Origin of the sequence: Pseudomonas trivialis, from assembly GCF_036864995.1 — a bacterium.
In the GTDB taxonomy this organism is placed as follows: Bacteria; Pseudomonadota; Gammaproteobacteria; order Pseudomonadales; family Pseudomonadaceae; genus Aquipseudomonas; species Aquipseudomonas trivialis.
Map to the genome: position 1 here is coordinate 5,320,729 of NZ_CP142151.1, position 12,775 is coordinate 5,333,503.

The following is a 12,775-nucleotide window of genomic DNA, read 5'->3' on the forward strand; positions in this document are numbered from 1 at the left end:
TTGCCGAGCATAGACGCCCTCGCCGATCGCTTATCGGCCTACCTCGGTCCAGACCAGGTCAACCTGGTCCGCCGAGCGTATTTCTACGCCGAACAAGCTCACGACGGCCAACGCCGCCGCAGTGGCGAGGCGTATGTCACCCATCCTCTTGCGGTGGCCAATATTCTTGCCGACATGCACATGGACCATCAGAGCCTGATGGCCGCGATGCTGCATGACGTGATCGAAGACACCGGCATCGCCAAGGAAGCGCTCAATGCGCAATTTGGCGAAACCGTGGCCGAACTGGTCGACGGGGTCAGCAAACTGACCCAGATGAACTTCGAGACCAAGGCCGAAGCCCAGGCGGAAAACTTCCAGAAAATGGCCATGGCCATGGCCCGCGACATTCGGGTCATCCTGGTGAAACTGGCCGACCGGCTGCACAACATGCGCACGCTGGAAGTGCTGTCCGGCGAAAAACGCCGGCGCATCGCCAAGGAAACCCTGGAAATCTACGCGCCCATCGCCAATCGGCTGGGCATGCACGCCATTCGTATCGAATTCGAAGACTTAGGCTTCAAGGCCATGCACCCGATGCGGTCGGCACGCATCTACCAGGCGGTCAAGCGCGCCCGGGGCAACCGCAAGGAAATCGTCAACAAGATCGAAGAGTCCCTGAGCCATTGCCTGGCCATCGACGAAATCGAGGGCGAAGTCAGCGGGCGGCAAAAGCACATCTACGGCATCTACAAGAAGATGCGCGGCAAGCGTCGAGCCTTCAACGAGATCATGGACGTGTACGCGTTCCGCATCATCGTTGACAAGGTCGATACCTGCTACCGCGTGCTCGGCGCTGTACATAATTTGTACAAACCACTGCCGGGCCGCTTCAAGGACTACATCGCAATTCCCAAGGCCAACGGCTACCAATCGCTGCATACCACGCTGTTCGGTATGCATGGCGTGCCGATCGAGATCCAGATCCGCACCCGCGAAATGGAAGAAATGGCCAACAACGGCATCGCCGCCCACTGGCTGTACAAATCCAGCGGCGACGAGCAGCCAAAAGGCACCCATGCCCGCGCCCGCCAGTGGGTCAAGGGCGTGCTCGAAATGCAGCAACGGGCCGGCAACTCTCTGGAATTCATCGAAAGCGTGAAGATCGACCTGTTCCCGGACGAGGTCTACGTGTTCACGCCCAAAGGCCGCATCATGGAGCTGCCCAAAGGCTCCACGGCGGTGGATTTTGCCTACGCGGTACACACCGACGTCGGCAACAGCTGCATTGCCTGTCGGATCAATCGCCGTCTCGCGCCGCTGTCCGAGCCGCTGCAAAGTGGCTCCACGGTGGAGATCGTCAGCGCACCAGGCGCCCGCCCGAACCCGGCCTGGCTCAATTTCGTGGTCACCGGCAAGGCACGCACGCACATCCGCCATGCGCTGAAACTGCAGCGCCGTTCCGAATCGATCAGCCTGGGCGAACGCCTGCTGAACAAGGTGCTCAACGGCTTCGACAGTGCTCTGGACAAGATCGCGCAGGAGCGTGTGAATGCGATGCTCCACGAGTATCGCCAGGAAACCATCGAGGATCTTCTGGAAGACATCGGCCTGGGCAATCGCATGGCCTATGTGGTGGCGCGTCGACTGCTCGGCGAAGGCGAACAACTGCCGAGCCCGGAAGGCCCGCTGGCAATTCGCGGCACCGAGGGCCTGGTGCTCAGCTATGCCAAGTGCTGCACGCCGATCCCGGGCGACCCGATTGTCGGGCATCTGTCGGCAGGCAAGGGCATGGTGGTGCACCTGGACAACTGCCGCAACATCACCGAAATCCGCCACAACCCGGAAAAATGCATCCAGCTCTCGTGGGCCAAGGATGTCACCGGCGAATTCAACGTCGAGCTGCGCGTGGAGCTGGAACACCAGCGTGGCCTGATCGCCCTGCTGGTCAGCAGCGTCAACGCGGCCGACGGCAATATCGAAAAAATCAGCATGGACGAGCGCGATGGCCGCATCAGCGTGGTCCAGCTGGTGGTCAGCGTGCACGACCGCGTGCACCTGGCCCGCGTGATCAAAAAGCTGCGCGCTTTGATCGGGGTTATCCGCATCACCCGTATGCGTGCCTAACCCACCTCTAACAAGGAGTCACACATGACCAAGACCGTAATCACCAGCGACAAAGCCCCGGCCGCCATCGGCACCTACTCCCAGGCGATCAAGGCGGGCAATACCGTCTACATGTCGGGCCAGATCCCGCTGGACCCAAAGACCATGGAACTGGTTGAAGGCTTCGAAGCACAGACCGTACAGGTGTTCGAAAACCTCAAGTCCGTGGCCGAAGCTGCAGGCGGTTCGTTCAAGGACATCGTCAAACTGAACATCTTCCTCACCGACCTGAGCCACTTCGCCAAGGTCAACGAGATCATGGGCAAATATTTCGAACAGCCCTACCCGGCACGCGCGGCCATCGGCGTGGCTGCCCTGCCAAAGGGTGCACAGGTCGAAATGGACGCGATCCTGGTCATCGAATAAAACACCCGGCGCAGCTTTCGCAAGAGGCCGCGCCGACTTTGTTTCAGAAGGATTTCATGATGCGCAAAGCGCTTGTAGCCTCTTCGTTGCTCGCCCTGTTGCTCGGCGGCTGTGCCAGCAACCCTGCCGACCGGGATGTAAGCGGCACCTGGATCAATCAGGTCGCCATCGACGCGGCAGCCAAGGGCGGCCCTTTGCGTGAAGCCTTGCAACGCTTTGGCCCGAACCTCGAATGGGAGGTCAACACCAAGGCCGCGCAGGCGCGTTATTACAACGGCTTTGAAGTGGCTGAAGGCAAGCTGACCGGTGAGAAATCCGGCGCCTGGAGCGTGGACTTCTACGGCAGTTCCGCCACCGAACTCAAGCGCAAAGGCCGGCAACTGCTGCAAGTGGCCAACGACAACGAGCCCGAGCAGCTGTTTGCCCGCGCCAAGGACCCTGCGCCAGAAGGCGCGCCATTGGGCGCCAACTTCGAACGCGCCCTGTATGGGGCCTATATGGGCGGCGACTGGAAAATCACCGACGGCTTCGGCGACGGCGCCACGGTGCAGTTCCAGGCGGACGGCAAGGTCGCAGGCTTGCCCGGCGTAGACCGCTACTCGCTGTGCCTGGCAGGCGACTGCGCCTCGATGAGCGGTGGCTACGACAGCATCTGGCTGCAACTGAACGGCCAGGGCAACCCGTGGATTTTTGCGCGCAAGGGCAAACAGCTGGAGATCTTTCAGGCGGTGAATACTGCACAGGCGGACGAAGTGCCGTCGTTTACCCCTGGCCCTCGCCAATGGCTGCTTGAGAAGTAACAACCACCAAAGCTCGGATCAAAATGTGGGAGCAAGCCCCCTCCCACATTTTTTTGACCGTGTTTTTCAACCTTTGAGGATCGCGGCATAACCTTCACGATAAGTCGGGTAGGCCGGCTCCCATCCCAACGCCTTGACCCGCTTATTGCTGCACCGCTTGCTGCCCGCGCGCCGCACACTGGCGTCCTCGGACCACTCGGTCACTCCCAGATACTCACGCAACCAGCCCACCACATCGGCCAGCGGCGCAGGCTCGTTGTCCACGCCGATATAGACCTTGTCCAGCGAACCGCCCTGCTCCACATGGCGCAATAAAAACGCCAGCAAACCGGCCGCGTCGTCCGCGTGGATGCGGTTGCCATATAAAGGTGGGTCGGTCGCCACGCGATAACCTTTGCGCACCTGAGTCAGCAGCCACTCACGGCCCGGGCCATAAATGCCGGTCAAGCGCACGACGCTCGCCGGGATGCCGCTGTTGAGTGCCACCTGCTCGGCTTCCAGCATCACCTGGCCGGAATAGCCCTGCGCCTGGGCGTCGGACGTTTCGTCGACCCACTCGCCATGCTGCTGACCGTAAACGCTGCTGCTGGAGACAAACAGCAGATGCCTGGGCTGCTGGCCATAGTCATCCAGCCACTCCAGCACATGCTGCAACCCCTGCACGTAAGCCGCACGATAGCCGGCCTCGTCGTGGTCGGTCGCGGCGGCGCAGTACACCAGGTAATCCACCCCGCCAATCGGCCAGGTGTCAGGGCAATCCTTTTTGAACAGGTCGCCGGCGATGCCAATGACGCCCTCGGGCAGGCGCGAAATATCGCGCCGCAGGCCATGAACCTCCCATCCCGAGGCCAGCAATTGGCTAGCCAGCCGACTACCCACGTCGCCGCAACCGGCAATCACAACAGAAGGCGCAGACATCACAAAACTCCATTCTCAAAGGCGCAGGTTAGCTGCGCTCGGGGTTCAGCGGCCAGTAAAAATAGAAATAAAGTAACACTGGCACTTTAGTTAACAAGAATTACTTGCAATAATGACCGCCCATTTGTCCTCGGCCCGCGACGGGTCTGGAAGGACGATCACTCCATTTTTTCTCCTCAGGTCCGGCCAGCATGACACGTATTACAACCCCCGCTTCGCCAACCAAGCTGCACAGCCCATCCCGCGCCTGGCGCGCGATTGCTGCGTTGCTGTTCAGCGTAATGCTGGCACCGACCGCCGCATTCGCTGATGCCAGCGCTCCCGCAGCGCCCGCCGCTGCCGAGCAAAATGCCACGACCCCGGCCGCACCCGCCGCGCCGGCAGCGACCGACCCGGCTGCGCCAGCCCCCGCCGACGGCACCGGCGTCGTACTGGAAGAAGACAACACCCTGGGCATGGCCCACGACCTGTCCCCATGGGGCATGTACCAGAACGCCGACGTGGTGGTGAAAGCCGTGATGATCGGCCTGGCCATCGCCTCCATCATTACCTGGACCATCTGGATCGCCAAAGGCTTCGAGCTGCTGGGTGCCAAGCGTCGTCTGCGCACTGAAATCGTCCACCTGAAAAAAGCCACCACCCTCAAGGAAGCCAGTGAAACGGCGACCAGGAAGGGCACCCTGGCCAACACCCTGGTGCACGACGCGCTCGAAGAAATGCGCTTGTCAGCCAACGCCCGTGAGAAAGAAGGCATCAAGGAGCGCGTGGCCTTCCGCCTCGAGCGCCTGGTAGCCGCCTGCGGCCGCAACATGAGCAGCGGCACCGGCGTGCTGGCGACCATCGGTTCCACCGCGCCCTTCGTCGGCCTGTTCGGCACCGTATGGGGCATCATGAACAGCTTCATCGGCATCGCCAAAACCCAGACCACCAACCTCGCCGTCGTTGCCCCCGGCATCGCCGAAGCCCTGCTGGCCACGGCCCTGGGCCTGGTTGCGGCAATCCCTGCGGTGGTGATCTACAACGTCTTCGCCCGTTCGATTGCCGGCTACAAGGCCCAGGTATCGGACGCATCGGCAGAAGTCCTGCTTCTGGTCAGCCGCGACCTCGATCACCTGCCTCCCGAGCGCAGCTCGCAACCGCAGATGGTAAAAGTGGGGTAATCGGCCATGGGCCTGCATTTGAATCAAGGCGACGACGAGCTCGTCGAGAACCACGAAATCAACGTCACGCCGTTTATCGACGTGATGCTGGTGCTGCTGATCATCTTCATGGTCGCGGCGCCGCTGGCCACCGTGGATATCAAGGTTGACCTGCCCGCCTCCAGCGCCAAGCCGGCACCGCGCCCGGAGAAGCCGATTTTCCTCAGCGTCAAGGCGGACCAGCGTCTGTTCCTGGGCGAAGAAGAGGTCAAGCCTGAATCCCTGGGTCCGGTGCTCGACGCCAAGACCCAGGGCAAGAAAGACACGACGATCTTCTTCCAGGCCGACAAGGGCGTGGATTACGGCGACTTGATGAGCGTGATGGATGCCCTGCGGGCAGCCGGCTACCTCAAGGTAGGTCTGGTCGGACTTGAGACGGCAGCCAAGAAATGATCACGACGCGCCACAAACTGACGCGTTATGGCACCAGCCTCGCCGTCGTACTGGGCGTGCATGCCGTCGCGATTGCCATCGCGCTCCATTGGTCGGCACCGCGTACGGTGGTGCTGCCGCCAGCGGCCATGGTCATCGACCTGGCACCTGCGCCTGCGCCGCCACCACCACCGGCACCGCCAAAAGTGGTAACGCCGCCACCGGCACCGGTGGAAGAACCGCCGCTGCCGAAACTGGCCGAAGCGCCCAAGCCGACCATCCAGGTGCCCAAGCCGGTCAAGCCCAAACCCAAACCGCAGCCGCCCAAGCCGGTGGAAAAGAAGCCCGAGCCGCCCAAGGAGAAACCTTCCGACCAGCCGCCGAGCGATGCGCCACAGAACAACGCCCCGGTTGAAAAATCGGCGCAGCCGGCACCCGGACCATCGCCGCAACAGTTGGCGGCCAAGGCTTCCTGGGAAGGCACGCTGCTGGCGCATTTGCAGAAGTACAAGAAGTACCCGCCAGGCGCCCAGGCCCGTGGCAAGGAAGGCCTGAACCGCTTGCGCTTCGTGGTCGATGGCGAAGGCAACGTGCTGTCCTATGAGTTGGTGGGCCGCTCCGGCAACGCCGACCTGGACCGCGCGACCCTGGACATGATCCGTCGTGCCCAGCCGCTGCCCAAACCGCCGGCCGACATGTTGAAAGGCGGCAGCGTCGAAATCGTCGCGCCGTTTGTCTACAACATCGAAAAGCGTCGCCGGTAAGCGATGCTTCTGCGGGAGGGGGCTTGCTCCCTCCCACATTGTTTTTCAGCACATCTCAGGCAGTCCCCGCTCAATCCCCAACAAACTTCTGATAACGTGCGTCTATCGATTGCAGTCGGTATGCTTGGCCCGCAACTTCATGGACGCCCGCTATGACTCTTACAGAATTACGCTACATCGTGACCCTCGCCCAGGAGCAACACTTCGGCCATGCGGCCGAGCGTTGCCACGTCAGCCAGCCGACGCTGTCGGTGGGCGTGAAAAAGCTTGAAGACGAACTCGGTGTGCTGATTTTCGAGCGCAGCAAAAGCGCCGTGCGCCTCACGCCGGTAGGCGAAGGCATCGTCGCCCAGGCCCAGAAGGTGCTGGAGCAGGCGCAAAGCATTCGCGAACTGGCCCAGGCCGGCAAGAACCAGCTGACCGCACCGCTCAAGGTCGGCGCCATCTACACCGTCGGCCCGTACCTGTTCCCCCACCTAATTCCGCAACTGCACCGCGTCGCGCCGCAGATGCCGCTGTACATCGAAGAAAACTTCACCCACGTGCTGCGCGACAAACTGCGCAACGGCGAGCTGGACGCGATCATCATCGCCCTGCCGTTCAATGAAGCCGATGTACTGACCCTGCCGCTCTACGACGAGCCGTTCTACGTGCTGATGCCGGCCTCCCATCCCTGGACGCAGAAGGCCACCATCGACGCCGGCCTGCTCAACGACAAGAGCCTGCTGCTGCTCGGCGAAGGCCACTGCTTCCGCGATCAGGTGCTCGAAGCCTGCCCGACCCTGACCAAGGGCAACGACGGCGCCAAGCACACCACGGTTGAATCCAGCTCCCTGGAGACCATTCGCCATATGGTTGCGTCCGGCCTGGGTATCTCGATCCTGCCGCTGTCGGCGGTGGACAGCCATCACTACGCCCCCGGCGTGATCGAAGTGCGTCCACTCACGCCGCCGGTGCCGTTTCGCACCGTGGCGATCGCCTGGCGTGCCAGCTTCCCACGGCCAAAAGCCATTGAGATCCTCGCCGACTCGATCCGCCTGTGTTCGGTGGCCAAGCCGCCCGCTGCGAGCTAAGCAAACGTATGACTGAGCTGTCGCAGGTGTCGGTGATGGCACTCAAGGGTGTCGGTGAGGCGATGGCCGAGAAACTGGCCAAGGTCGGCCTGGAAAACCTCCAAGATGTGCTGTTCCACCTGCCCCTGCGTTATCAGGACCGCACCCGCGTCGTGCCCATTGGCCACCTGCGCCCCGGGCAGGACGCGGTGGTCGAAGGCACCGTCAGCGGCGCCGATGTGGTGATGGGCAAGCGCCGCAGCCTGGTGGTGCGCCTGCAGGACGGCACCGGCGGCCTGAGCCTGCGCTTCTATCACTTCAGCAATGCACAAAAGGAAGGCCTCAAGCGCGGCACCCGCGTGCGCTGCTACGGCGAAGCGCGCCCTGGCGCCTCCGGGCTGGAAATCTATCACCCCGAATACCGCGCCATCACCGGCGACGAACCACCGCCGGTGGACACCACCCTCACGCCCATCTACCCGCTCACCGAAGGCCTCACCCAACAGCGCCTGCGCCAGTTGTGCATGCAGACGCTGACGATGCTCGGCCCCCAGAGCCTGCCCGACTGGCTGCCCCTGGAGCTGGCCCGCGACTATCAACTGGCGCCATTGGCCGATGCGATTCGCTACCTGCATCACCCACCGGCCGATGCCGATGTCGACGAACTCGCCCTCGGCCATCACTGGGCCCAGCATCGCCTGGCCTTTGAAGAACTCCTGACCCACCAACTGTCCCAACAACGCCTGCGCGAAAGCATGCGCTCCCTGCGCGCGCCGGCGATGCCCAAGGCCACACGCCTGCCGACGCAATACCTGGCCAACCTGGGCTTTGCGCCGACCGGTGCGCAACAGCGCGTGGGCAATGAAATCGCCTACGACCTCAGCCAGCACGAACCCATGCTGCGCCTGATCCAGGGTGACGTGGGCGCGGGCAAGACCGTAGTCGCCGCCCTCGCCGCCCTGCAGGCGCTGGAAGCCGGCTACCAGGTGGCGCTGATGGCGCCCACCGAGATCCTCGCCGAACAACACTTCATCACCTTCAAACGCTGGCTCGAACCCCTGGGCCTGGAAGTCGCCTGGCTGGCCGGCAAGCTCAAGGGCAAGGTGCGCGCAGCCGCGCTGGAGCAGATTGCCAATGGCGCCCCGATGGTGGTCGGCACCCACGCGCTGTTCCAGGACGAAGTGCAGTTCAAGAACCTGGCCCTGGTGATCATCGACGAACAACACCGCTTCGGCGTGCAGCAACGCCTGGCATTGCGCCAGAAAGGCGTGGGCGGGCGCATGAACCCGCACCAGTTGATCATGACCGCCACGCCGATCCCGCGCACGCTGGCCATGAGCGCCTACGCCGACCTCGACACCTCGATCCTCGACGAACTGCCGCCCGGCCGTACGCCGGTCAACACCGTGCTGGTCACCGACACGCGGCGCGTCGAAGTGATCGAACGCGTGCGCGGCGCCTGCGCCGAAGGGCGCCAGGCCTATTGGGTGTGCACGCTGATTGAAGAGTCCGAAGAGCTGACCTGCCAGGCCGCTGAAACCACCTTCGAGGACCTCACCAGCGCCCTCGGTGAGCTCAAGGTCGGGCTGATCCACGGCCGCATGAAGCCTGTGGAAAAAGCCGCGGTCATGGCCGAGTTCAAGGCCGGCAACCTGCAACTGCTGGTCGCCACCACCGTGATCGAGGTGGGTGTGGACGTGCCCAACGCCAGCCTGATGATCATCGAAAACCCCGAGCGCCTGGGCCTGGCGCAACTGCACCAGCTGCGCGGCCGCGTGGGCCGGGGCAGCGCCGCCAGCCATTGCGTGCTGCTGTACCACCCGCCGCTGTCGCAGATCGGTCGCCAGCGCCTGGGGATCATGCGCGAGACCAACGACGGTTTTGTGATCGCCGAAAAAGACCTCGAACTGCGCGGTCCCGGCGAAATGCTCGGCACCCGCCAGACCGGCCTGCTGCAATTCAAGGTCGCCGACCTGATGCGCGACGCCGACTTGCTGCCCGCCGTGCGCGATGCGGCGCAAGCGTTGCTGGAGCGCTGGCCCGAGCACGTCAGCCCGCTGCTGGATCGCTGGTTGCGGCATGGGCAGCAATACGGCCAAGTGTGACGGCTGGCGCAGTTATCCAACCCTCACCCGTAACAAGCTGGTTATACTTCGGTGACTGTACGAATTTGGATCAGGCCATGTCAGAAGTCGCCCTCGCCTCCGCCCCACTGACCGCCCCGTCGGTTATTCAGGCGCTGCTCGCAAAACTCGCCATCCCCTACACGGAAGTCGCCGAACACGCGGGCCTGAACCCCGCGCGAAAGGTCCAGGCAGTCTTGTTGGAAGACGCGGTAGGCGCCCTGATGGTGCTGTTCCCCCAGAACCAGTTGCTCGACCTCAACCGCCTCGCCGAACTTACCGGCCGGCGCCTTACGGCCGTAGCGCCGGACCGCGTCAAGCGCATGCTCAGCAAACACGACCTGAACCTGCTGCCGGGCCTGCCGCCACTGACCAGTTCGCCGTGCCTGTATGAAGGCAGCCTGCTGAACGAGCCTAGCCTGCTGGTGCATTCGGGCGAAGCCGGTCTGCTGCTGGACATTCCCACCGACGCCTTCAAGACCCTCCTCACCAAGGCCAGCGCCGCGCAGTTCGGCGAGCCGCTGCGCAATATCCGTCCCAACCTCGACCGCCCCAATGACGACCGCGAGGAAATCACCCAGGCGATGCAGGCGTTCACCGCCCGCCGTATCCAGCAACGCCTGGAAGCGACCATCGAGATCCCGCCGCTGGCCGACACCGCGCAGAAGATCATCAAGCTGCGTGTCGACCCCAATGCCACCATCGATGACATCACCGGCGTAGTCGAAACCGACCCGGCCCTGGCCGCCCAGGTCGTCAGTTGGGCCGCGTCGCCGTACTACGCCTCGCCGGGCAAGATTCGCTCGGTGGAAGACGCCATCGTGCGTGTGCTGGGCTTTGACCTGGTGATCAACCTGGCGCTGGGCCTGGCCCTGGGCAAGACCCTCAGCCTGCCCAAGGACAACCCGCACCAGGCCACGCCTTACTGGCACCAGTCGATCTACACCGCCGCCGTCATCGAAGGCCTGACCCGCGCCATGCCGCGCGCCCAGCGCCCGGAAGCCGGCCTGACGTATCTGGCCGGCCTGCTGCACAACTTCGGTTACCTGCTGCTGGCCCACGTGTTCCCGCCGCATTTCTCGCTGATCTGCCGGCACCTGGAAGTCAACCCGCACCTGTGCCACAGCTATGTGGAGCAACACTTGCTGGGCATCAGCCGCGAACAGATCGGCGCCTGGCTGATGCGCTTCTGGGACATGCCGGACGAACTGTCCACCGCGCTGCGCTTCCAGCACGACCCGTCGTATGACGGTCAGTACGCCGAATACCCGAATCTGGTGTGCCTGGCCGTGCGCCTGCTGCGCAGCCGGGGCGTGGGCTCCGGGCCGGATGAGGCGATTCCGGATGCGCTGCTGGCACGGCTCGGGCTGAGCCGCGAAAAGGCGGAAGAGGTGGTGGGCAAGGTGCTGGATGCCGAGGTGCTGCTGCGCGAGTTGGCGTCCCAGTTCAGCCAGGGATAACGCTGACGACTGTCAGAAAGCTATCGCAGGCAAGCCAGCTCCCACAGTCAACCGAGTTCCAGCCTTGGAATACGATCCCCTGTGGGAGCTGGCTTGCCTGCGATGAATTCAACTCGGTCTTTCCAAAGGCCTACTTCTTTTTCTTCGGCCTCAAATACTTGGTCAGCCCCTGAAACCAGATCACCAGCGCCGGGTTGCCCTTGATCTGGATCGACTTGTCCTGAATCCCCGTCATGAACGCCAGTTGCTTGTTTTTCGCCTGCATCGTGGCAAAGCCGTAGGCGGCATCCTTGAACGCAATCGCAAACGCCGGCGCGGGGTGAACGCCCGAGCGGCTGGTGATGCGCTGGTCTTTGACAATGAAGTGACGGGCAACCTTGCCGTCGAGGGTTTGCAACTGGAAGGCCAGGTCTTTATCGCCCAGCTGTTGCTGGAAGGCAGGATTGGTGCGGCTGGCTTTGCCCATCATCAGGCCCAGCACCCACAGCAGGAGACGAAATTTCATGCACACGGCCTCGGTGTAATTATTGAGTGGCCGCAGCAGTTTAACGATTTGCCAAAAGAACGCCACCGATCTGCCGCAATAGCGGAAGATCGGCTGGCGTTTGACGCTTATAGCAGCATGTTGCTTAAACAGCCGGGCAAGGCACCGGTGCCCAATCGGCCAGGTTCGGATCGCGGCATGTGCCTTCGATCTGGGTTTTACCGGCGTTGGCCACCTGCTTGCTTTCAGCCTGCTTGGCCTGCACGGTCTGGATGCTCTTCTCGGTGGTCACGGCTTCCTTCGGCACCACCGGCAGCGGAGGACGCTTGGTCACGGCTTTGCCGCCGGTTTTTTTCTTGCCTGAGGCCGCCGCAGGGGTCGTCGTATCAGCGGTCGCCACCGTCACTACGTCGTTACGCTGCACACCCACTTGCTGCAGGTCTTTTTCGTAGGCCTGGGTGTAGTTGTTCAGGTCTTCGCTGGCCTTGCCGTTGACCGCAACGATCAGGTCATTGGATTCCTTCAAGCCCGATACGATTTCCGCCAGGCGCTTGCGGCCTTCGGTGTCGTTGACGGTCTTGGCCTTGCGGTCGGCCACCAGCTTGGTGAATGCGCTCTGGTAGCACTGTTGCGAAGCCTTGGCGTAGGCGGTGCTGCGGTCGATGTCGGCGGCGCTTTTATTGAAGTCGGTCGAGTACGACGCAATGCGCTGATTGTCATCGCTGATCTGCTTCTGGCGCTCGGTGTAATAACCCGCCGCGCCGCCGGCCAGGGCGCCGCCCGCTGCGCCGATGGCGGCGTTACGACCACGCTTTTCCTTGTCGCCAGTCAGGGCGCCCAGCAGTGCACCGCCGGCGGCGCCGATGGCTGCACCGGTAACGACTGACCGCGTCATGTTCGAGTCGGTGGCACGCAAGTGCTGCACCGGCTCGTAGCAGTTGGGGTAGTACTCGACCTTGGTGGTGGACGCGACTTTGCCGGCCGGCGAAGTGGCGCAACCGGTGAGGACCGTGCTGAAACCGGCCGCGATCAGCAGCAGGTGACGCTTGGAGACCGCCTTACGGGAAAAAAGCATAGGTTGTGTTCTCTTTT

The 12,775-nt window shown here is 62.9% G+C and carries 12 protein-coding genes; 9 read left to right on the forward strand and 3 right to left on the reverse strand.

Annotation, left to right across the window (positions count from 1 at the left end; translation table 11 throughout):
• From spoT to VRB54_RS23745, 3 genes are read left to right on the forward strand one after another with little or no spacing between them, the layout of a single operon-like run.
• Nucleotides 1-2,106 carry a bifunctional GTP diphosphokinase/guanosine-3',5'-bis pyrophosphate 3'-pyrophosphohydrolase gene (spoT, locus tag VRB54_RS23735; RefSeq protein WP_338478966.1) on the forward strand — a complete coding sequence of 702 codons (2,106 nt, stop codon included), beginning with the start codon at nucleotides 1-3 and terminating at the stop codon, nucleotides 2,104-2,106.
• Nucleotides 2,107-2,130: 24 nt separating this feature from the next.
• A complete protein-coding gene (locus VRB54_RS23740) occupies nucleotides 2,131-2,511 on the forward strand; it encodes a RidA family protein (protein WP_003176922.1) in 381 nt (126 codons plus the stop codon).
• A 59-nt stretch (nucleotides 2,512-2,570) separates the two neighbouring features.
• Nucleotides 2,571-3,311, forward strand: a complete 741-nt coding sequence (locus VRB54_RS23745; RefSeq protein WP_231422306.1) for a hypothetical protein — start codon at nucleotides 2,571-2,573, stop codon at nucleotides 3,309-3,311.
• A gap of 66 nt (nucleotides 3,312-3,377) precedes the next feature.
• On the opposite strand, the gene VRB54_RS23750 is transcribed toward VRB54_RS23745, so the two are convergent.
• Nucleotides 3,378-4,229 carry an SDR family oxidoreductase gene (locus VRB54_RS23750; protein ID WP_338478968.1) on the reverse strand — a complete coding sequence of 284 codons (852 nt, stop codon included), beginning with the start codon at nucleotides 4,227-4,229 and terminating at the stop codon, nucleotides 3,378-3,380.
• 191 nt (nucleotides 4,230-4,420) lie between these two features.
• Between VRB54_RS23750 and exbB the strand changes: the two genes are divergently transcribed.
• From exbB to VRB54_RS23780, 6 genes are all read left to right on the forward strand, one after another.
• Nucleotides 4,421-5,389 (forward strand): tonB-system energizer ExbB, encoded by a 969-nt coding sequence (gene exbB, locus VRB54_RS23755; protein WP_338478969.1) that lies wholly within the window; start codon nucleotides 4,421-4,423, stop codon nucleotides 5,387-5,389.
• A 6-nt stretch (nucleotides 5,390-5,395) separates the two neighbouring features.
• Nucleotides 5,396-5,821 carry a TonB system transport protein ExbD gene (gene exbD / locus VRB54_RS23760; protein ID WP_003231649.1) on the forward strand — a complete coding sequence of 142 codons (426 nt, stop codon included), beginning with the start codon at nucleotides 5,396-5,398 and terminating at the stop codon, nucleotides 5,819-5,821.
• Nucleotides 5,818-6,564, forward strand: a complete 747-nt coding sequence (locus VRB54_RS23765; protein ID WP_057006349.1) for an energy transducer TonB family protein — start codon at nucleotides 5,818-5,820, stop codon at nucleotides 6,562-6,564. The genes exbD and VRB54_RS23765 overlap by 4 nt, the downstream gene beginning before the upstream one ends.
• Before the next feature lie 152 nt (nucleotides 6,565-6,716).
• Nucleotides 6,717-7,637, forward strand: coding sequence for a hydrogen peroxide-inducible genes activator (locus VRB54_RS23770; RefSeq protein ID WP_057006348.1), 921 nt, complete (start codon nucleotides 6,717-6,719; stop codon nucleotides 7,635-7,637).
• Between the two features lie 8 nt (nucleotides 7,638-7,645).
• Nucleotides 7,646-9,721 (forward strand): ATP-dependent DNA helicase RecG, encoded by a 2,076-nt coding sequence (recG, locus tag VRB54_RS23775; RefSeq protein WP_338478970.1) that lies wholly within the window; start codon nucleotides 7,646-7,648, stop codon nucleotides 9,719-9,721.
• Between the two features lie 77 nt (nucleotides 9,722-9,798).
• Nucleotides 9,799-11,199, forward strand: coding sequence for an aminoacyl-tRNA deacylase and HDOD domain-containing protein (locus VRB54_RS23780; RefSeq protein ID WP_338478971.1), 1,401 nt, complete (start codon nucleotides 9,799-9,801; stop codon nucleotides 11,197-11,199).
• Nucleotides 11,200-11,329: 130 nt separating this feature from the next.
• Here VRB54_RS23780 and VRB54_RS23785 read toward each other — a convergent pair whose 3' ends face one another.
• The gene (locus tag VRB54_RS23785; RefSeq protein WP_057006710.1) at nucleotides 11,330-11,704 is read right to left on the reverse strand and encodes a hypothetical protein; all 375 of its coding nucleotides are present in this window, start codon (nucleotides 11,702-11,704) and stop codon (nucleotides 11,330-11,332) included.
• A gap of 124 nt (nucleotides 11,705-11,828) precedes the next feature.
• Nucleotides 11,829-12,758, reverse strand: coding sequence for a type VI secretion system-associated lipoprotein TagQ (tagQ, locus tag VRB54_RS23790; protein ID WP_057006346.1), 930 nt, complete (start codon nucleotides 12,756-12,758; stop codon nucleotides 11,829-11,831).
• Between the last annotated feature and the right edge of the window lie 17 nt (nucleotides 12,759-12,775).